This is a genomic window from Cupriavidus sp. TMH.W2, from assembly GCF_050847365.1.
Taxonomy (GTDB): Bacteria; Pseudomonadota; Gammaproteobacteria; order Burkholderiales; family Burkholderiaceae; genus Cupriavidus.
This window is the reverse complement of record NZ_CP193793.1, coordinates 276,538-296,737: the sequence shown is the minus strand read 5'-3', so window position 1 is coordinate 296,737 and position 20,200 is coordinate 276,538. Positions and strand designations below refer to the sequence as shown.

Annotated in this window: 14 protein-coding genes and 1 pseudogene; 7 read left to right on the top strand and 8 right to left on the bottom strand. The window is 62.2% G+C overall.

Features of this window, described 5'->3' with window-relative positions:
• Positions 1-19 precede the first annotated feature (19 nt).
• The 6 genes from ACREYQ_RS18965 (at position 20) to ACREYQ_RS18940 (ending at position 9,755) form a co-directional block, all read left to right on the top strand.
• Positions 20-1,177 (top strand): efflux RND transporter periplasmic adaptor subunit, encoded by a 1,158-nt coding sequence (locus ACREYQ_RS18965; RefSeq protein WP_432261735.1) that lies wholly within the window; start codon positions 20-22, stop codon positions 1,175-1,177.
• Positions 1,178-1,197: 20 nt separating this feature from the next.
• On the top strand, positions 1,198-4,341 hold the full coding sequence (locus ACREYQ_RS18960; protein ID WP_432261734.1) for a multidrug efflux RND transporter permease subunit: 3,144 nt from the start codon (positions 1,198-1,200) through the stop codon (positions 4,339-4,341).
• Between the two features lie 3 nt (positions 4,342-4,344).
• Positions 4,345-5,787, top strand: a complete 1,443-nt coding sequence (locus ACREYQ_RS18955; protein WP_432261733.1) for an efflux transporter outer membrane subunit — start codon at positions 4,345-4,347, stop codon at positions 5,785-5,787.
• A 28-nt stretch (positions 5,788-5,815) separates the two neighbouring features.
• Positions 5,816-6,673: an alpha/beta hydrolase gene (locus ACREYQ_RS18950; protein WP_432261732.1), complete on the top strand. Its 858-nt coding sequence runs from the start codon at positions 5,816-5,818 to the stop codon at positions 6,671-6,673.
• Between the two features lie 290 nt (positions 6,674-6,963).
• Complete coding sequence (locus ACREYQ_RS18945) at positions 6,964-8,556, top strand: hybrid sensor histidine kinase/response regulator (RefSeq protein WP_432261731.1); 1,593 nt, start codon at positions 6,964-6,966, stop codon at positions 8,554-8,556.
• Between the two features lie 26 nt (positions 8,557-8,582).
• A complete protein-coding gene (locus ACREYQ_RS18940; RefSeq protein WP_432261730.1) occupies positions 8,583-9,755 on the top strand; it encodes an adenylate/guanylate cyclase domain-containing protein in 1,173 nt (390 codons plus the stop codon).
• A gap of 359 nt (positions 9,756-10,114) precedes the next feature.
• Here the strand turns inward: ACREYQ_RS18940 and ACREYQ_RS18935 are convergent, their stop codons facing one another.
• The 4 genes from ACREYQ_RS18935 to ACREYQ_RS18920 form a co-directional block, all read right to left on the bottom strand.
• The gene (locus ACREYQ_RS18935) at positions 10,115-10,618 is read right to left on the bottom strand and encodes a hypothetical protein (protein WP_432261729.1); all 504 of its coding nucleotides are present in this window, start codon (positions 10,616-10,618) and stop codon (positions 10,115-10,117) included.
• 107 nt (positions 10,619-10,725) lie between these two features.
• Positions 10,726-11,226, bottom strand: a complete 501-nt coding sequence (locus ACREYQ_RS18930; protein WP_432261728.1) for a hypothetical protein — start codon at positions 11,224-11,226, stop codon at positions 10,726-10,728.
• 76 nt (positions 11,227-11,302) lie between these two features.
• Complete coding sequence (locus tag ACREYQ_RS18925; protein WP_432261727.1) at positions 11,303-11,623, bottom strand: hypothetical protein; 321 nt, start codon at positions 11,621-11,623, stop codon at positions 11,303-11,305.
• Positions 11,624-12,547: 924 nt separating this feature from the next.
• Positions 12,548-12,838 (bottom strand): hypothetical protein, encoded by a 291-nt coding sequence (locus tag ACREYQ_RS18920; protein ID WP_432261726.1) that lies wholly within the window; start codon positions 12,836-12,838, stop codon positions 12,548-12,550.
• Positions 12,839-12,977: 139 nt separating this feature from the next.
• On the opposite strand from ACREYQ_RS18920, the gene ACREYQ_RS18915 reads away from it, so the two are divergent.
• The gene (locus ACREYQ_RS18915; RefSeq protein WP_432261725.1) at positions 12,978-13,211 is read left to right on the top strand and encodes a helix-turn-helix domain-containing protein; all 234 of its coding nucleotides are present in this window, start codon (positions 12,978-12,980) and stop codon (positions 13,209-13,211) included.
• Between the two features lie 208 nt (positions 13,212-13,419).
• Here the strand turns inward: ACREYQ_RS18915 and ACREYQ_RS18910 are convergent.
• The 4 genes and pseudogenes from ACREYQ_RS18910 to flgJ form a co-directional block, all read right to left on the bottom strand.
• Positions 13,420-13,560, bottom strand: a pseudogene (locus ACREYQ_RS18910) (IS110 family transposase); the annotation flags it as partial.
• A gap of 2,141 nt (positions 13,561-15,701) precedes the next feature.
• A complete protein-coding gene (gene flgL / locus ACREYQ_RS18905) occupies positions 15,702-16,922 on the bottom strand; it encodes a flagellar hook-associated protein FlgL (protein WP_432261724.1) in 1,221 nt (406 codons plus the stop codon).
• Between the two features lie 36 nt (positions 16,923-16,958).
• Complete coding sequence (gene flgK / locus ACREYQ_RS18900; protein ID WP_432261723.1) at positions 16,959-18,881, bottom strand: flagellar hook-associated protein FlgK; 1,923 nt, start codon at positions 18,879-18,881, stop codon at positions 16,959-16,961.
• Between the two features lie 274 nt (positions 18,882-19,155).
• Positions 19,156-20,199 carry a flagellar assembly peptidoglycan hydrolase FlgJ gene (gene flgJ / locus ACREYQ_RS18895; protein WP_432261722.1) on the bottom strand — a complete coding sequence of 348 codons (1,044 nt, stop codon included), beginning with the start codon at positions 20,197-20,199 and terminating at the stop codon, positions 19,156-19,158.
• Position 20,200 lies beyond the last annotated feature (1 nt).

Here is a 20,200-nt window from a genome sequence, read left to right as displayed (position 1 = left end):
GGCGCATCACGGAGTCCACATGAAGAACCAACGATGGTGCCGCTACAGCGGCGCATGCGCCCTTGCGCTGGCGATGCTGGCAGGCTGCGGGCAAGGCCAGCCGCCCGCTGCCCCGGCCCCGATCGAAGTTGCCGCCGCGACCGTAGCGGCCACCCCGCTGCATCTGACCGAAGACCTGCCCGGCCGCGTCGCAGCGGTGCGTACCGCGGAGATCCGGCCGCAAGTCAGCGGCATCGTCCAGCGCCAGCTGTTCGAGCAAGGCACCGAAGTGCGCGCCGGCCAGCCGCTGTTCCAGATCAACCCCGCGCCATTCAAGGCTGACATGGAGACGGCCGCCGCAGCGTTGCGACGCGCCGAGGCGGCCCTGTCGCGGGCACGGGTGCAGGCCGCACGGCTCCAGCCGCTCGTGGAAGCCGACGCGATCAGCCGACAGGTCTATGACGACGCGGTGTCCCAGCGCGAGCAGGCGGTAGCTGACGTCGCACAGGCCCGTGCCATGCACTCGCGCCGCCAGCTCGACCTGAAATTCGCCACGGTGGAAGCGCCGATCTCCGGCCGCATCGACCAGACGCTGGTCACTGAAGGCGCGCTCGTCGGCGCCAGCGACGGCAATCCCATGGCACGCATCCAGCAGATCGACCAGGTCTACGTCGATGTCCGCCAGCCAGCGGCGTCCTTGCGGTCGCTGCGGCAGGTGCTGGCGACCCGGCAACCCGCAGCGGGCAATGAATTGCCGGCAATGATCCTGCGCGACAGCGGCGAGCCGTATGACGTCACTGGGCGCATCCTGTTCTCGGGCGTCAACGTCGACGCCGGTACCGGGGACGTGCTGCTGCGCGTGCTGGTGGACAACCCGACGCGCCAACTGCTGCCGGGCATGTTCGTGCGCGCCCGCATTCCTCGCGCAAGCTACCCGGACGCACTGACCGTACCGCAGCAAGCGGTCGTGCATGTGGGCGGCAAGCCCCAGGTCTGGACCGTCGATGCGGCCAGCCAGGTGCATATCAGCCCGGTGTCGCTGGGCGAACTGGTCGACCGCCGGTATCGCATCCAGGCAGGCCTGAAGGCCGGCCAGAAGGTTGTGGTCGAGGGCATGGAGCGCCTGTCCGATGGCGCCAGGGTCACCGTGCATGACCAGGGGGCGCCTGACTCGCGCCCCACGGCTTCCACGCTTTGAAACCCGGCGAGAGTCCTGCCATGTCCGAATTCTTTATCCGACGCCCGGTCTTTGCCTGGGTGATCGCGCTCTTCATCGTCCTGCTGGGCGTGATTGCCCTGCCCAACCTGCCGATTGCGCGCTATCCGTCGGTCGCGCCGCCGACCGTCACCATCACCGCGACCTACCCCGGCGCCACGCCGCAGACCATGAGCGACGGCGTGTTCAGCCTCATCGAGCGCGAACTGTCCGGGGTCAGGAACCTGCTCTACTACGAGTCGTCCACCGATACCTCCGGCACGGCGCAGATCACCGCCACCTTCAAGCCGGGCACCGATCCGGCCATGGCCCAGGTTGACGTGCAGAACAAGCTCAAGACAGTCGAGCCGCGTCTTCCGCAGCCCGTGCGCCAGAACGGCCTGATCGTGGAATCGGCGTCCTCGGGGTTCCTGATGCTGATCGGCCTGAAATCCGACAGTGGCCGCTTCGACGAAGCCGGGCTCAGCGACTACATGGGGCGCAACATCGTCGAGGCGTTGCGGCGTGTCGACGGCGTGGGCCGCATGCAGATGTTCGGGGCCGAGCGCGCCATGCGCGTCTGGGTCGATCCGGCCAAACTGAACACCTACGGCCTCTCGATGAGCGATCTGACCACGGCGATCGGCCAGCAGAACGCGCAGATCGCGCCGGGCAGCGTCGGCGCGTCCCCGGCCTTGCCGGGCCAGCGCGTGACAGTGCCGCTGACGGTGCAGGGCCAGCTGACATCGCCCGAGCAGTTCTCCGCGATCGTGCTGCGCGCCAACGCCAATGGCGCCAAAGTCGTGCTGGGCGACGTGGCGCGCGTCGAACTGGGCTCGCAGTCGTACAACTTCGTCAACCGCGAAAACGGCAAGGCCGCGACATTCGCCGCGGTGCAGCTTGCTCCGGGCGCCAACGCCGTCAAGACCGCGGAGGCCGTACGGGCTCGGCTGGCCGACCTGAGCAAGGCGATGCCGGCCGGCATGCAGTATTCGATTCCGTTCGACACCGCGCCGTTCGTGAAGATCTCGATCGAGAAGGTCGTTCATACGCTGTTCGAAGCCATGGCGCTGGTGTTCCTCGTCATGTACCTGTTCCTGCAGAATGTGCGCTACACGCTGATCCCCGCCATCGTGGCGCCGGTGGCGCTGCTCGGCACCTTCACGGTCATGCTGGCCTCGGGCTTCTCGATCAATGTGCTGACGATGTTCGGCATGGTGCTGGCCATCGGCATCATCGTGGACGACGCCATTGTCGTCGTCGAGAACGTCGAGCGCCTGATGGCGGAGGAAGGCCTGTCACCCAGGGCCGCGACATCCAAAGCGATGAAGGAGATCACGGGCGCAATCATCGGCATCACGCTGGTGCTGACGGCCGTGTTCCTGCCGATGGCGCTTGCGAGCGGTTCGGTCGGCGTGATCTACCAGCAGTTCACGCTGTCGATGGCGGTGTCCATCCTGTTCTCGGCGCTGCTGGCGCTCACGCTGACGCCCGCGCTGTGCGCGACCATGCTCAAGCCGGTTGCACCGGGCCATCACGAGAAGCGGGGCTTCTTTGGTGGGTTCAACCGCCGGTTCGACCGCCTGACGCAATGGTACGAGACGCGCGTCGGCCGACTGGTCGGGCGCACGGGCCGCGTCATGCTGGTGTTCGGCGCCCTGTGCTGTGCGCTGGTGTTCGGCTTCAAGACGCTGCCGTCATCGTTCCTGCCCGAGGAAGACCAGGGCTACTTCATGACAGGCTTCCTGCTTCCCGCGGATGCCACGACCGAGCGCACGCAGGATGTGGTGAAGACGCTGGAGCGGCATCTCGGCTCCCGCCCCGCGATCGCGTCGAGCATCTCCATCATCGGCTATGGTTTCTCCGGCATCGGCCCGAACGCGGCGTTGAATTACGCGGTGCTCAAGGACTGGGACAAGCGCAATGGCGCGACGGCCTCCAGTGAAGGGATGCTGGCCCAGGCAGCGATGGCTGGCGTCACGGAAGGCACGGTGATGACGCTGCAGCCGCCGGCCATTGACGAACTGGGCAACAGCTCCGGCTTCACGATGCGTCTGCAGGACCGCGCCAACCAGGGTACCGCGGCGCTCAAGGCTGCCGAAGTCAAGCTGCTCGAACTCGCCGCGCAAAGCAAGGTCGTGACTGGCGTCTATCCGGACAGTCTGCCGCCGGGCACCAGCATCCGCCTCGAGATCGACCGGCAGAAGGCCGAGGCGCTAGGTGTGTCGTTCGCCAGCATCAGCGACACGCTGTCCGCCGCGATGGGTTCGACCTACGTGAACGACTTCCCGAACGCCGGTCGCATGCAGCAAGTGATCGTCCAGGCCGATGCGCCCGCGCGCATGCAGATCGACAACGTGCTGAAGCTCTACGTACGCAACACGAGCGGCGGCATGGTGCCGCTGTCCGAAGTGGTCCGGCCCGTGTGGTCCGAGACGCCACTGCAGCTGGTCCGCTTCCAGGGCTACCCGTCCGCGCGGATTGCAGGCAGTGCTGCCCCGGGCTACTCCAGCGGCGCGGCCATGGCCGAAATGGAGCGTCTGGCCGCGCAACTTCCAGCGGGCTTCGCGGTCGAGTGGACCGCGCAGTCGCTGCAGGAGCGGCAGTCCGCGTCGCAGGCACCGATGCTGATGGCGCTGTCGATGATCGTGGTGTTCCTGGTGCTGGCGGCGCTCTATGAAAGCTGGGCCATTCCGCTGTCGGTGATGCTGGTGGTTCCGCTGGGGCTGCTCGGCGCGGTGGCCGCCGTGCTGTTGCGCGGCTTGCCGAACGACGTGTTCTTCAAGGTCGGCATGATCACCGTGATCGGCCTATCGGCCAAGAACGCGATCCTGATCGTCGAGTTCGCCAGGCAATTGCGCGAGCAAGGCAAGGGGCTGGTGGCGTCGGCCGTGGAAGCCGCGCGCCAGCGCCTGCGCCCGATCCTGATGACCTCGCTGGCGTTCGGGCTCGGCGTGGTGCCGCTGATGATCGCGGCAGGCGCCAGTGCCGAGACCCAGCATGCCATTGGCACCGGCGTATTCGGCGGCATGGTGGCCGCCACTGTGCTGGCCATCTTCTTCGTTCCCGTCTTCTTTGTGTTCGTGATGGGCTTGCAGGAGCGCCTGGGGCGGTGGCTGAAGCCCCGCCGAAAGCAGGCTGCACCCATTCACGGTCAAGAGGGCTAAATCATGCGATTCCTCATACTTCCGCTTGTCCTGGCCTTGTCGGCTTGCTCGTTGACGCCCCAGCTGGTCAAGCCTGAGCTACCCGTGCCCGCGTCGTTCTCGGCAATGACCGTCGCTGCCAGCGAACAATCACAGGCCCCGGCGCAGGCCGCCGACCTGGGCTGGCGCACGATGTTTGGCGACCCGCGTCTGCAGCGCCTGATCGAGCTGGCGCTGGACAACAACCGCGACCTGCGCATGGCTACGCTGGCCGCGGAAGCAACGCAGGCCCAGTACGGCATCCGGCGCGCCGCGCGGCTACCCGCCATCGACGCCAACGCGGCCTTCACACGCCAGCGCACCGCAGCCAATGCGGAGGTTGACCCGGCCATCGCCGCCGCCACGCAGAAGCAGTTTGGTGTCGGCGTGGGATTGAGCGCCTTCGAGATCGACCTGTTTGGCCGCGTGCGCTCGCTGTCAGACGCTGCATTCGCCCGCTACCTCGCGAGCGAACAGGGTCACCGCGCCGCGCGGATCGCGCTGGTTGGCGCCGTGGCGGATGCCTACTTCGCGGAGCGCCTGGCCGACGAGCAGCGCCAACTGGCCGAGCGCACGCTTGCCGACTGGCGGCAATCGCTCGACCTGGCGCGGCGCCTGAAGGAAAGCCATCAGAACAGCGGCCTGGACGTGGCGCAGGCCGAGGGTCAGGTAGCCGGCGCCGAAGCCGACCTGGAGGCTCGCACGCGCGCCGTGGCACAAGCCCGCAACGCGCTGCAATTGCTGGTGGGTGCCGAACTGCCCGACGATCTTCCCGCCGCGCTGCCGCTGGAACGTCAGCCCGTGGTGAAGCAATTGCCTGCGGGCTTGCCGTCCGATCTGCTCTTGCGCCGGCCGGACATCCTGCAAGCGGAGCAGCAACTGGTGGCGTCCAATGCCGATATCGGCGCGGCGCGCGCGGCGTTCTTCCCGCGCTTGTCGCTGACCGCATCGCTGGGCTTTGTGAGCCCGGCCCTGAGCGGCCTGTTCGACGACGGCCACCGTACGTGGAACTTCGCGCCACAGGTCACGCTGCCGTTGTTCCAGGGAGGCAGGCTGCGCGCCGAACTGCGTCTGGCGGAGCTACGCAAAGACAGCGCCGTCGCCGCCTACGAACGCGCCATCCAGACGGCGTTCCGTGAAGTGTCAGATGGCCTGGCCGGACGCGAGACATTTGGCCGCCAGATCGATGCACAGATCCGCGCGGTCGGCAGCGCCGAGCGCCGGACCGAGCTTTCCAACCTGCGCTACCGCGCTGGCGTCGACGGGCGGCTCGAACTGCTGGACTCGCAGCGGCAACTGTACGCCGCGCGGCAGGCGCTGCTGGACCTCAGGCGCAGCGAGTTCGGCAATGCTGTTGCGCTCTACAAGGCGCTGGGCGGCGGGATGCCGGGCACGGACGCCACTGACGGCGCCGTCACTCACCCTTGAATCAGCGCGTTTGTCGAAACGATTTGTGATGGAATACGAACACAAGAACAATATGGACGCCGAAGTCGTGCTGTTGGTCCATGGGCTGGGCGGCACCGAGCATGATCTGGGCCAGCTGAAGAGCCGGATCGCCAGCCTGGGCATGAAGACCGCCGAGCTGCTGTTGCCAGGGCATGGCAGCCAACCCGAGGAGCTGCGCGGTGTCAGGCTGGAGGACTGGCTCGCTGCGCTGCGCGGCAAGCTGGCCAGCCTCCGTGAGCAATACCGGGCGGTGCACATGGTCGGCATGTGCATGGGCGCGCTGCTGGCGCTGGAGGTCGGCAAGATCGAGGGACTCGGCCGCAACGGGCGGGACCGGCTGGTCCTGCTGGCGCCGCCGCTGTTCCTCGATGGCTGGTCGCTGCCGTGGTATCGCTCGGTCCGGCATGCGCTGTATCGGATCCCGGTGCTCGCCAACTACGTCAGGGTCCCGGAACGCAGCCCTTACGGCGTGAAGAACCAGCGCTTGCGCAAGCTACTCAAGCGGCGTTTCTCACGCGGTGACGGTCGCCACTATGCCTGGGTGCCGTTGAGCACGATTCGTGAACTCGACCGGCTAAGACATATTGCCAGCCAGGGACTGGATCTCCTGCAATGCCAGACCTTGCTCGTTCACGCCGCGGACGATGAGCTGACAAGCCTGAAGTCGGCCCAGTACATTCGCGACGGGGTCAATGGCAACGATGCAGGCAAACGTGCCGATCCCAGGGCGCACGTGGTCCTGCTTAGCGACAGCTACCACATGGTCTGCATCGACAATGAGCGAGAAGAGGTCGCCCGGCAGGTGACAGCGTTCCTGGGGTCATGCCGGGGTAAAACCGGAAGTGACACAGGAGCCAAACAGTAATGGAAGCGCGGCAACCTGGTACGTTGGCCGATCACCCCATGCCGCGGACGAACATTTCCGCGCGATGTCGCCGCGCGCGCCGATGCGCATGTGGCACATGCATCGGCTGATCCGCGTTAAGTGGTGCAAGACAGACTTTCTATCTGAGCTCCGACGTTCCCGTGCGTGATGGTTTGCACCGGCGGCGGCTGCGCGTATTCTGGTTCCGGGACTCCCATTTACGCTGATTTCGGCTGGCCTGGCATCGGTTCTCGCACACCTATGCCAGAGCGCCGACTACGGGGCAAATCATGCGCAAGCCGGCTCATGACGGACCGGGAAAGGATCTTCCTTCCGCCATCGACTTCAGGCAGGTCGAGCCGCACTTCAGACTGCTCGCCGACGGCATCCCTCACATGGTCATGACCGGCGACTCTAGTGGGCGGATCGATTACTGCAACCGACGTTGGACCAGCTATACCGGCCTCAGTCTCGAGCAGACCCGGGCCGGCGCCTGGAAATCGGTCATCCACCCCGAGGACTTCATGCGCAATATCGCTCACTGGGAGGAAGCGGTGGCGAGAGGCTGCGAATACGAAATCGAATATCGCCTGAAACGTGCATCCGATGGCGCCTACCGATGGCACCTCGAACGCGGGTCACCGTTGAAAGACGCTGACGGCAATATCGTAAAGTGGCTTGCATCCAGTACCGACATCGAAGCGCTGAAGCAGGCCCAGGCCTCTGCCGAGATTGCCAACCATGCGAAGTCGGAGTTCCTGTCGAGCATGAGCCATGAGTTGCGCAATCCACTGAACGCCATCCTCGGCTTTGCGCAACTGATGGCCTCCGAGTCTCCTCCCCCGACTGCGTCGCAGCAGGCCAGTATCGACCAGATCCTGAAAGCGGGCTGGCATTTGCTGGAGCTCATCAACGAAGTCCTTGACCTGGCCAGGATAGAAGCCGGTCAGGCGTCGCTGTCCCCCGAGCCGGTATCGGTCATCGACACCTTGCACGAGTGCCAGGCAATGCTTGAGCAGCAGGCACTGAAACGCTCTGTCCGCATGCGGTTTCCCGCGGGCGAACCACCGTGCTTCGTCCGTGCCGACCGAACCCGCCTGAAGCAGATCCTCCTCAACCTGCTTTCCAATGCCATCAAGTACAACCGGGAACAGGGAACGGTTGATGTGCTGGTGACGACGACGGAGCAGCGCGTATGCGTCAAGGTGCGCGACACCGGTGCAGGGTTGACACCGGAACGGCTGGCCCAGCTATTCCAGCCGTTCAACCGTCTGGGGCATGAGGCGGGCCCCGTGGAAGGCACAGGCATTGGTCTCGTGGTGGCCAAGCGGCTGGCCGAGTTGATGGGTGGAACCATCGACGTCGAAAGCACGCCCGGCGTGGGCAGCATGTTCCGGGTCGAACTGCCTGCTGCCGCGCCTCCCGCAATGGCTGGCGAGAGCGCGGAGGCGACGGCACCTGCCCGGTCGCCAATCGGCCCCTCGTCCACGATGCGCACCTTGCTGTATGTGGAAGACAACCCCGCCAACGTCAAGCTCCTGGAGCAACTCCTCGCTCGGCGGGCAGACGTACACTTGTTGTCGGCGGCCACCGGCATTCTCGGAGTCGACCTTGCGCGCGCTTCCCTGCCCGATGCGATCGTGATGGATATCCATCTGCCGGACATCAATGGCATCGAAGCACTGGGACGCCTGCGCGAAGACCCGATGACCATGCATATTCCGGTCATCGCGCTCAGTGCCAATGCCATGCCACGCGACATCGAGCGGGGCATGAAGGCAGGATTCTTCCGGTACCTGACCAAGCCGATCAGGATCCATGAATTCATGGATGCATTGAACGCTGCACTGGAACGGCCACGAGGATCCATTGCGCAGGGCTAGCACCCAGTCCCGCGAACCGGCTTGCCATGATCCACCCACCGGACATCCTGGCTGCAAGAATCCTGGTCGTTGACGATCTGGAGGCAAATGTCCTCCTGCTCGAAAGAATGCTGAACGCGGCCGGATATACCAGCGTCGAATCAACTACCGATCCCCGCATGGTTTCCGGGCTTCACGGCAAAAACCACTATGACTTGATCTTGCTGGATCTCCAGATGCCCGGCATGGACGGGTTCGAGGTCATGGAGCACCTCAAGGCCATAGAGCCAGACAGCTACCTTCCCGTGATCGTCATCACCGCCCAACCCGATCACAAACTGCGCGCATTGCGGGCCGGAGCGAAGGACTTCGTCAGCAAGCCGTTCGATCTCGGCGAGGTGCTGATGCGGGTGCGGAACATGCTGGAAGTTCGCCTGCTACACAGCGAGTCCCTGCAGTACGGCAGAGAGCTCGAGCGCAAGGTATGCGAACTGGAAGCGAGCAGGGAAACTATCGTTCGCCAGAGCGATGAGCTAAGGCATCTCTACGAGAAGCTTGTTTGCGAGCAACAGGTCACCGAACGGCTGCTGCTCAACGTGTTGCCGGCTCCTATCGCCGAACGTTTGAAGCTGCGATCCGATCTTATCGCTACCGGCCAGCCGGAAATCATCGCCGACAGGTTCGAAGAAGTCTCGGTGCTGTTTGCCGACCTCGTTCAATTCACCCGCTTCTCCCCTGCCCTGAGCCCCGAACGGCTGGTGGCCATCCTCAACGAGATCTTCGCCGACTTTGACGATATCGCCGACAAACGTGGGCTGGAGAAAATCAAGACGATTGGCGACGCATATATGGCAGCCGCTGGCCTGCCCGCTCCTGCTGCCGACCACGCAGCCCGCGCCGCCCATATGGCACTGGACATGATGGAATTCTTGAACCGGTTCAACGAGCGAAGCGGCTACGCCCTGCAGTTGCGGATTGGCATCCATAGCGGGGCCGTCGTAGCCGGGGTGATTGGGAGGCGAAAGTTTATCTATGACTTGTGGGGTGATACCGTGAACATCGCGAGCCGGATGGAGTCTCAGGGCATAGTCGACGGCATTCAAGTAACTGACGACACTCGACAGCAACTTGGAAAAACCTTCTTACTCGAAGACCACGGGGTGATTGCAGCAAGAGGCATCGGAGACGTGCATACATGGCATCTGGTTGGGAGAAACTAGACAGCGACGTATCAGCATACGAACGCTGTCGGCAATGATCCCAGCGACGACCGCGTCCAAATCGCTCTCCGACGTCATGCAAAGGCGTGGGCTCACTGCATGCTGAGTTAGAGGATTCAGCGCGACAGTCTTTAGGACCACCGCATCGCCTACCTTGATCCCAAGCTGTCAAGCACTTCGTCGCGCAATTGCTCCCCAGCATAGAGATCGTGTTGCTGCATGGTGTCTTTCCTTTGGGGATATGCCCGATGAGCAACCTCAAGTAGCGCGTAGCGTTCTAAGTTTCATTTTCCGTGCCCGCAGTAACTCGGTCCGCGCAATTCGCGCATCGGAATCGGCCGACAGCGGTAAGGCACAGTTCAGAAACCGAAGCGTGTTGGCTTTACATCAGTTACCGGGCAAGATTTGATCAACTCCCCTACAAGAGAGGCTCGCAGCGCTCGCGCATCATGGAGGGCATGATGCCTCCCCCCGTGCTCGGAAAAGTAAGCCTCCTTGCGGCCAGGATCGGCCAAATGCCCGATAAGGGTCCCTCGCCATCCGCTAGGGACCTCTCCGAGCAATTCGATGAGCAGATCCCAGTCAAGAACGTTGTCTACGCAGACTAGACACTCCGACACTGTGACGGAAAGTTCCCGCCACCAGCTTAGCAATGCATCACGCAGGTCACAACTTGAGTAGGTGTCGGTGGTCGACTGCCCGAGTTGGGGCAGTACCGCCTCGCGAACAAACGGGCTGCATACTGACACATCGAAATCAGAGCATTCACCGTAGAACTCATCGCCGGTCTCGCTGACCAGCGCGATGCTGATCAACTCGCAGCAAATGAAATCTGTGAATTCGCAATCGACATAGAGCTTCACGCTCGCCTCCGACAAGTCAACCGAATCTCCGGGGCCAGACATCGCCGGTCCTCTGCGTATTAGCGACAACTGGATTACCCAACTATTTTGGCATTTACGTATTAAATTCACCCCTGTCCGCGGAGTTTCCGGGCGTCTATGTAAGCTAACCATCCTAACCTGAGAGCGCGAGCGTCATGAAGAGCATGATGCTCGTGCCGCCCGGGTCCGAAGTACCGTTGGGCGGCGTGGTGGAAAGCACCACTGTCGACCATCGCCCTGAGGTCATAGCGATCAACCGCAACATTTTGCGGCCATTCGCCAGTCAGTAAGTTAGCCAGAATCTGGAAGTCGATAGGGGAGTCGGTGGCAATCCGAATACTCCTTGGCCCCGCTCGCAACCATTGGCGCAGTTGGGGCTTGAGTTCTGCCCTCGAAAGCACGTTGTCCGCACCAAGGTGAGGTAACACCTCGCGTCGAACGAAAACATTACAATCCTCCACTCGCCAGCCATCCGAAAGCTCCGCGTAGAACTCCCGATGCCCGTCCTCAGCGACAAGAGCAATGCTGATGAGCTTCGGAGTCGGCACATCGCGGCCGGTGTATTCTGTATCGAGGAAGACAAGCATTTCACTCGCTCTGGCCCGAACTGCCTGACCTTACCACCGCCGATCGACCGCTTGGCGCCGGCGTCTGGGCATCCTTCTAGACTTCCTCTTTGGAAAGAATTTTTCCCCAAGGCTCAAGATTGTTGCTCAGAGTTTTTTTCACTGGCGCCAGCAGATTCATCGCTATTCCAGCAACCTGCATTGGCCTCGCAATGTCCCTCTCCATGTCTTCAATCATCGCGGTCGTCCTAAAGATCGATCTTCGCCCCGGAATATGCTCATCATATTCATTCATGACGATCAGGTAATTACCAGTGAGCTCCGTTCCCGTTCCGTCGTTGACAATTTCCACTTCCCCCAGCAAACGGGTGGCAGTTTCATCCCCATCCGGGATCAACTGAACTTGAATTCTCAACATGGGTCAGCACCTCAAAATGGCTCCCCGATGGACCATCCTTCAATGGTCCACGCGGACGCAGTTCTTCCCGTGGATCGCGGTGCGCTTAAATCTCAGAGCCACCCTACGGACTTCCTCTCTCCATCTCCAACGTATCCAGTCGATCCCTCGCTACCGTCATGATCCAGAAAACAAACTGCTCCCAACCTTCCTGACTTATTGCCAGGCCTTCAGTATGATTTATTAGTGCACACTCCGAGGAGTCGCTATCAGTAAGATCAGGATGCAGTAACAGCCAACGTCCAAGGATGCCCTCGAATTCGTAGGGTACATCTTTCAGGTACAGGTATGTCGTAGCCCCGTGGATGAAGCAGGGGAGCCCTGCTGGCAACCAGGCTGCGAAAAGCCTCAATTTCTGTTGAATTGACATTGGATATATTCAATCACTGAATAATGCATTCGTCAGAATGAGGCGAGCTTCAAGTTGTGGGCTCCAGCCTTCTCCGTCGTCGTCCAACGCGAGCTAGCGCTCACCCGTGGGCCCGTACGACTAACGTACGTCGCAATTTGGTGATAGCGCGATGCAGCAACGAACCAGTTGCTATCGAGCCGATGAGCCCCTTCATTATGATGCCCCATCGAGGAATGCCATGTTCCCCCGAAGACGCGATCGCGTAACGCTTTGGGGAGATAGATTTTAGCTCGACGGAATCCTAGAAGCTGCCCCATGACCTCGAAAGGACAATTTTCAGGTTGGGGTAAGGCGTCAGAATTCTGGGAAGGATGGGAGCCACATGAAGAGTTCGCCATCTGTCCGCAGCACCGGGCGGCCGTTGACCAAGTGGACATGATCAGGGTGCAAGAACCCCGTCATAGTCGAGGAAGAGGATCATGGCTCGTGCCACATACCAACACCTAGCGTCGGTTGCGAGAGGCGTGGCAAAGTCAACGTAGATCGTCCCAAGCGCAATAACGTTGACCGTCTCTTGCATGGAAAAGGAAGTCGTGATCGCGCTCCTCGGGTAAGAGCTTGACGGCAAGCCATTGCGCGCCCTCAAGTGTGCAACGAAGGGAAACCTTACTGCCCTGCTTCAAGCAAATATCCAGCCTTTCTGCGTCCTCAAAGAAAACTGCTTGCGCGACATCTGCTTGCTCTACGACAACGTGTAAGCCGAACTTCGACACTTCAACTTCGACCTTCTTTTGATCAGTCTTGACCTTCAGTTCGGCCTTCACGGATCTGCGGCCTTCGGCCGCCGCTCTTCGGCGTGCGCTGCGTGAGCTCATATGAGTTGCTGTAGGGATAGAGGGCCAGCATTCTATCCTCAAATATCCTATTTTGGGATATTTTGGAATCGATGGTCGCATTCGCAACATGAAGACCATTCATTCCGAGCGGTACGCGTTCGTCGTTGCGGAGTTGCGTAAAGCCCGACTCGAACAAAAAGTGACCCAAAGCTCTCTAGCAGAACTCTTGCGGAAGCCACAGTCGTATGTCGCAAAAGTCGAATTACTGGAGCGGCGTCTCGACGTCGTCGAAGTTGTGGATTGGCTGCATGCAATCGGGCTTGAGCCCGCGGCCTTCTTTAGGCGCTTCGAGTGGTGGTAGCCGGTAGTGAAATTGGTATGGGCATAAGCATTCATCTCCCGCCGCGCCCATTGATGGGCCGCCGCGTGCCGCGCCAGCCAGCCCGCCGTCACCAATGCCACGTCCCCATGCCAGTGGCCATCGCAATAGGGTAGCGGGCTGCGCCGCCCGACAAGTACACCTCGCACACGCCTTCATGCACCGGAGTTGCGTCATCGGCAGAAGGCGCGCGACCAGGCGCGCGTCTGGCGAGCAAGTTGAGCAGCGCCTGACGCGTAAAGCGGCGGTTGAAACACTCGCCTAAAGGCTCGACCCAATAGAGCTGGAAAACATCCTTTGCAATGTCCAGACCGTAAGTCATAGTATTCATTTCGGGTCCCTCCATCCTGTGTGGATTGTGAGAACTCTGGCACATCGATGCCGTATCGTGATGGGAGGGGCCCCCACCTATCCTGTCACGTTCCCCAGAAGCACAACTGAATTACCAGCGCCCTTGATCTCAGGGCCGGGGCGCGTTCATTCCATCTTTTTTATCGCGTGGCCTCGCTGCGCGGTAAGAGCAAGCAATACTCCCTGTGCGATGAGAGCGAACCACTCGCGCAACAGTACGGCTTCCATGTCCGGAGGGCCCCCAACTTGACGGCCGAAGCGGCAGCGCGGGTTGATCCGTCGTCGCCGGGATCGCTTGGCGAGGGGAGCAAGCCTCTCAAAACGACCGAAGGCGCAAAGAGCCTTATGGAACAGGAAACGCGACAGTCGCCCATTGCCATCCATGAAGGGGGCAGGAAAACAAAGACAAAATCGCGGCGCCCACAATCGGGGCCGCTGGGCCGCCCCTGATGGCACTGCTCTAGTTAGTTGCCCGAGGAGTTTGGCTTTGTTCTCGGAGGGCGCCTTCTGCTCGATGAGTCCCCCCTGTAACCAGCACTCCTCGGTGATCACCAATCCGATACTGCAAGCGGACCAATTCCGCCATCAGCAAATCTGGCTGTGCAGCCTCCGCGAGGCCGTAGGGCCCTCACCTACGTGCCCCGCCCCACAACTCGTGCACAGCGATGGACGCTTGGATGGCCCTCGCGAACTCGGCGCCGTGCCTGCTGCAGCCATGATTTTTTACACGCGTCCAAGTTTTTTTGCAGAAACGGAGTCAACGCTAGGATTTTATGTAGTCCCTGGGGCTAAAACCCCAACCTCAACTGTATATTCATACAGCCCGGCATATGCCTTTTCAACGCAGCGCGTGGGGATAGACTGGCAACGCTATGACCTTGTCGTACAACAGGGAAACGAGCGACCGGTCGGTAAGAACTTAATTTGCTAGTAAGAACTTAATTCGCGAGTAAGAAGTTAATTAGCACTGACCACATGCGAAGCGGGTGGCGATCAGACTGGCAACGCGAAGACCTTGTCGTACAACAGGTAACACGAGCGACCGGTCGGTAAGAACTTAATTTGCTAGTAAGAACTTAATTAGCACTGATCACAAGTGGTGCCCAGCCGGCGTCTATGCTTCATTTCGTGCTTCAGCCGCCGATGAATCATCGAATACCCCCCAGAGAGCAGCCAGCTCGCCGGCCCAGCTATGCCCCCACATCTGCCTTGCGCCTCAGGTATCCTGCATCAAGTACAGTTGCGCCAACTAAGTTCCAGACACACAAAAGCCCGCATCTGCAGGCTTTTGGCGGCCACCAATGACACCTGGGGTGACCTCATAGGCTAAGCGTGAACCAATTATAAAGGTGCCGCCTTGCGTGATCGAACCTATGTTGGGAAGCGACCCCGATGCCTCGGCGTCGCCCGGAAGCTTCGCCCGTTCCGAGACGCACCACCCGGTACGGCTCGTCGAGAGTGACAAAGTCGCCCTTGCACGCCCATCGGCTGTAGCGCGAATGACTTGTCACACAATAGCAGCCAGAGCGACAGAGCCCAATCGTCCGGTCCCAAATGGCGCGACGACATCCGATGTGATTCCGACCTACGTACCACCGAGGCAAGCTATGCTTAGACTGTCTACCGTCCGTTGTTGTAGGAGACGACCATGGCTAGGCAAGTTTTTAGTAGGATTCAGTATCTTGAGGTTCTGAACGAAGCTTTGAGACACCATCCAGCATGGGAGCCGGGAATGGCCTTCGAATTCTTTCCACTTGGGTCGCGTGCCCGTGATGCCAAGTGGATTACGTGCACAGGCCCGGATAGCCGACGCGCGGTCTATGACGAAATTGCAAAGGTTGCCGCAAGCCTCTGCGAAGTTCGTGAATCAGGATCGGTCATGCAGACGAGCCAACGCTCCCCCTTGGCTCACACCGCAGCAAAGGGCAAAATTGCTTCAGCAAATGAACGTGGGTGGTAGCAGATGTAGGGGAATTGCCCAACATAATAGAGTTGGGCAATTCCTTACCGGAAAACGTTTTGCGGGCACATCATTGCGCAAACTGCCCAACTATATTGGGCCGTTTTGACACAGTTTATTGTTTACGGGCACGGTGCGACCGCAACGGGCACCAAATCGCCCTACAGATACTTAAACAAATTCATCCCCTGAATCTGCATAAACGATTGCTGCGCCCCTTGCAACGCCGTCTGCCGCTGATGGTACTCGGTAATCGCCGAGGCGTAATCCAGGTCCTGCAGGCCCGAAAGCGTCTGCGAGTAGGTCAGGTCACGGTTGGTGCCGACGGTATTGAGCGCATCCAGTTCCTGCATGCGCGAGCCGACCGATGCGCGCACCGTCAGCACGTTGTCCAGCGAGTTGGCGAACTGGCGGATGCCGGTGGCAAGGGCGTTGCTGAAATTGGCGCGATCGGTGTCGGTGGCAAGCGGAGCATTGAGTGCGTTGATGACCGACTTCAGATTGGCGAACATGTCGGTGCTGCCCTGCTTCGCTGGCTCGACGCTGATGGTGTCGCCATTCTGGGGCGTGCCGCTCACCGTGAAGCTGACGCCTGCCACCTGGATCTGCGATGGCGAGCTGAAGTTGACCACACCGCCGACCGGCGTTGCCGGCTTGGTGCTCTCGTCGGTGATGGTGTACTGCATCGTACCCCCATTGGCCTGAAACGTCAGCTTCAGCGGCTTGCCATAGAGCGGGTCGGACGGATCGGTCGTCGATACCTGGCCGTACGTTGCGGTGCCCTTGTTTGTGCTGCTGCCCCTGAGCACATAGCCTGAAGTGCTCTGCACGCTCTGGAATATGTCACGGCCATTGTCGCCGCCGGCCATCTGCCGCGACACGTCCACCTGCATCATCTGGTGGCCGGTATCGCCCACGTAAGACGCACCGCCCGCGTTATCCGAGAACGGCGCCGACCCCGTCTGCGTGCCGCCGAACAGGTACTGGCCGTTGCCGTCGTCGGAGTTGGCCAGGCCCAGTAGCTGGTTGTACAGGCCCTGCAGGGCGGTGGCGACCGAGGCACGGTCGCTGTCGCTCATGGTGCCGTTGCCGGCCTGGACCAGCAGCGTCTGGATATTCTGCGTGACGGTGGTCACGGACTGCAGCGCGTTTTCTTCGGCGGACAGCGCATTGTTGGTCTGCTTGCGCGACGTGGCGTACTGGCCATTGACGGCCTGCGCCTGCGAAACGCCCAGTGCGCGCGTGGCGGCGACCGGGTCGTCGGACGGGGTCAGTATGCTGCGGCCAGTGCCGAGCTGTTGCTGGATATGCAGCAGGGAGCCCTGCTGGAGGTTCATCGAGGCCAGGCCTTGCTGGTACAGGGTTGAGCTTGCGACGCGCATTTCGTATTCCCTCTCGGTTCTGTTGGCAGACGGCGCTTACCTGCCGATGCCGATGATCGTGTCGAACAGCGTGCCGGCGGTCTGGATGACGCGGGCATTGGCCTGGTAGAGCTGCTGGAACTTCAGCATGGAGACCGTCTCCTCATCCATGTTCACGCCCGACACCGACTGCTGGGCGGTCTTGATCTGCGTGGTAATGCTGTCCTGCGAGGACGAGGCAATCTTGAGCGACTTGGCGCGCGTGCCGACATCGTTCACCAGCTGGGCATAGGCGTCGCTATAGCTCGACACGCCGCCAATGGTCTTGGCCGTCTGCAGCTTGGCCAGTGCCAGCGCATTGCCGTTGTTGGAGACCGCGCCGGCATTGCCCGACAGCGTGAACGTATCGCCAACTTTGGGCGCTCCGCCAAAGCTGAACGTCAGGCCGTTGATGGTGTACTCGGTATTCGAGCCGTTGACGACCGTGCTGCTCGGCGTAATGGTCGCGCCGCTGCTCGCGTCCTTGAAGGTATATCCTCCGGCGCCATAGGTGGCCGTGATCTTCCCTGCCGGCAGGCTGAAGCTTGGCGCAACGTTGCTGAGCGAAGCCGTGCCGCTGCCGGTGTTGGACGCTGCGGCATCGGCGCGCGCCGGCGAAGCCGCAGCCACCTTGGCCGGATCCGTGATCGCCATGTCGAAGCCGGTCGCGGCATTGCGCGTCGGCTGGATCGTGAACGAGTCGTTGGCGCCCATCGCCGCATTGATCTGCACGCTGAAGCCGTCCGCGCTGAAGCTCAGCGGATAGGTGGCCCCCGCGGCCGGCACGGCGGCGGTGACCTGCTTGTTGTCGGACAGGCGCGTCAGCGTGTAGTTGGTGCCGTCGAAGTGCAGCGAATAATCGCTGGTGGTGAGCGCCGACGTATTGGTGATGCTGGCGGTGGCAACCGTGGTCTTGACGCTGTTGTTGGCATTGGGCAGCACGGTCGCGGTGCCCAGCTGGAACATGTCGGTGCCGATGGCGCCGTTCAGGTCCACGCCCAGCTTGTGCTGGTCGTTGAAGCTCTGCCCGATCGCCAGCGACAGCCTGCCGATCGCGCTTTGCGCGGCATCGAGCGTCTCGGAGCGGAACTGGAGCAGGCCGCCGAGGGAGCCGCCCGTGATGGCACCGGGCTCGCTCTCGAAGACGCTGCCATTGGGCAGCGTGTAGGCAACCGCGGTACGGTTCGGGTCGGCGGCCGAGGGCACGGCCTTCAGGTCGTACGAGTCGCTGCCCATCACCAGCGGCTGACCATTGCCGACGAACACGTTGTAGGTGCCGCCATCCTGCACCACCACCTTGGCACCGACCAGCTTGGTCAGGTCGGCCACGGCCTGGTCGCGCTGGTCCAGCAGGTCATTGGGCGGCTGGCCGCCCGACGCGGCCTTGAGCTTGGTGATTTCCTGGTTCAGGTTGGCGATCTGCCTGGTATAGGCATTGACCTGGGTGACGGCCGTGCCGACCTGGTCATTGACGCCCGACTGCAGCTGCTTGAAGTAGTTGCTGGCCGAACGGACCTGGCCCACCAGCGCCTGTCCGGCGGAAAGCATGCCCTGGCGCGCAGCCGGGTCGGCCGGGGTATCGGCAACCGCCTGCACCGCGGCAAAGAACTTCTGCATCAGCGGCGCCAGCCCGCCCTTCTGGTCGGCCAGCAGGTTGTCGATCTGGCTGATCTGGTCGGAGTACGTCGACAGCGCCGAGCCGGCCGAGGTAGCGCCGCGCAGCTGGCCGGTCAGGAACTCGTCATAGACGCGGATCACCGTGGTGGTGTTCGAGCCGTAGCCAAAGAAGCCCTGGCTGGTGTACTGGCCGCCGGCCGACGCCACGATGGTGTTCTGGCGCGAGTAGCCTTCGGTCGCCGAGTTGGCAAAGTTGTGGCCCGTCGTCGTCAGCGCGTTCTGCGCGGTGTTCAGGCCGGAAAGGCCAATACTGAAGAGAGACATGGTGCTCTGACCCCGGATTTGTAGGACTGCCGCGGCATGGGCCGGCGGTGTGGATGTGAAAGATATCGGCTGGTTGGGGGCGGGACTTTAGGCTAAGAGATAGTTCTAGTGCACTGCCGCACGCTGCGCGGCGGTTTGCTCCCCTCTCCCGCCGGCGGGAGAGGGGCAGGGGTGAGGGTAGGCGGTTCTACTGGCGTGGCTCCTTGCCAAACCACCCCTCACCCTACCCTCTCCCCTGAGGTCCCCTGAGGGGAGAGGGGAACACAGAACGCCCTCAGGCCGCCACCTTCTTCATGATCCGCACCAGCTTGTGCCCGTACGCCGGATCGGTCGCATAACCCGCGCGCTGCAGGCCGTGTGCCGCGTCTTCGGCGGACGCCGCGCCAACCACGCCCGCGTAGCGCGGGTTGGTGGTCAGCAAGCGGGCATAGTCGGCACAGGCTTCGTCATACGAGCCATAGGCGCGGAATCTGGCCCGCACCTTCTGCGGCTGCCCGTCGATGTATTCGGTGGTGGTGACCTCCGCGACGCGGCCCTTCCAGTTCGGGCCGGCCTTGATGCCGAAGACGTTGAACGTGGTGGAGCCGTCTGCGTGCGCAATCTCGCGCTGGCCCCAGCCGGACTCCAGCGCGGCCTGCCCGACGATCAGCCGGGCCGGCACACCGCTGGCACGCGCGGCGGCTTCAGCGGGGCCGGCCATGCGCGCAACAAAGGCGCTGACGTGGGCCGGCGCGTCGTCCGGCAGCCTTCCTACCCGGTCGTCACCCTGGCCGCGGTCCGCGTACGGCTGCGGCTGGTACTGCCGCAGGCCGGCAGTGGGGTTCCAGCTCTGCCCGGGCACCACGGTGCCGATGGCCGGCAGGTCGGCCAGCTCGCCGGCGTCCGCCGGCATAGCCCCGGCGCCACGGCTGTCAAGCAGCCTTGCCATCCCGGCATCCGCCGCCTTGCCGGATTCGGCCGGGCTCAAGGCGTTCATGCCGGCCGGCATCGGCGTGCCGGTGGCGCGTGCCAGCTGGCGCACCATCACATCGGCCAGGCCGATCCCGCGCGACGACATCTGCTGGGCGAGCTGCTGGTCCATCATCGACATGTAGAGCTTGCTCTGCTCGCTGTCGAACAGGCCGTCGTGCGGCGTGGCGTCGCGCATGCTCTTGAGCACCATCTGCGTGAACACCGCCTCGAACTGCCTGGCGGCGGCCTGCAGCGTATTGGCGTCGGCGCCGCCGCGCGCGCTGTGCTTGAGCGCCTCAAAGCCCTGCGTGTCCAGCGCAAAGCGCTGGGTCAGGTCGGCGCCTTGCGGCGATAGTGCGGCGCTCATG

Excerpts from the sequence above, each read along its gene's own strand:
- ACREYQ_RS18960 (WP_432261734.1), top strand. The coding sequence starts at position 1,198 with ATGTCCGAATTCTTTATCCGACGCCCGGTCTTTGCCTGGGTGATCGCG.
- ACREYQ_RS18930 (WP_432261728.1), bottom strand. The coding sequence starts at position 11,226 with ATGCTTGTCTTCCTCGATACAGAATACACCGGCCGCGATGTGCCGACT.
- ACREYQ_RS18945 (WP_432261731.1), top strand. The coding sequence starts at position 6,964 with ATGCGCAAGCCGGCTCATGACGGACCGGGAAAGGATCTTCCTTCCGCC.
- flgK (WP_432261723.1), bottom strand. The coding sequence starts at position 18,881 with ATGTCTCTCTTCAGTATTGGCCTTTCCGGCCTGAACACCGCGCAGAAC.
- ACREYQ_RS18955 (WP_432261733.1), top strand. The coding sequence starts at position 4,345 with ATGCGATTCCTCATACTTCCGCTTGTCCTGGCCTTGTCGGCTTGCTCG.
- ACREYQ_RS18950 (WP_432261732.1), top strand. The coding sequence starts at position 5,816 with ATGGAATACGAACACAAGAACAATATGGACGCCGAAGTCGTGCTGTTG.
- ACREYQ_RS18940 (WP_432261730.1), top strand. The coding sequence starts at position 8,583 with ATGATCCACCCACCGGACATCCTGGCTGCAAGAATCCTGGTCGTTGAC.
- ACREYQ_RS18915 (WP_432261725.1), top strand. The coding sequence starts at position 12,978 with ATGAAGACCATTCATTCCGAGCGGTACGCGTTCGTCGTTGCGGAGTTG.
- flgJ (WP_432261722.1), bottom strand. The coding sequence starts at position 20,199 with ATGAGCGCCGCACTATCGCCGCAAGGCGCCGACCTGACCCAGCGCTTT.
- flgL (WP_432261724.1), bottom strand. The coding sequence starts at position 16,922 with ATGCGCGTCGCAAGCTCAACCCTGTACCAGCAAGGCCTGGCCTCGATG.
- ACREYQ_RS18965 (WP_432261735.1), top strand. The coding sequence starts at position 20 with ATGAAGAACCAACGATGGTGCCGCTACAGCGGCGCATGCGCCCTTGCG.
- ACREYQ_RS18925 (WP_432261727.1), bottom strand. The coding sequence starts at position 11,623 with ATGTTGAGAATTCAAGTTCAGTTGATCCCGGATGGGGATGAAACTGCC.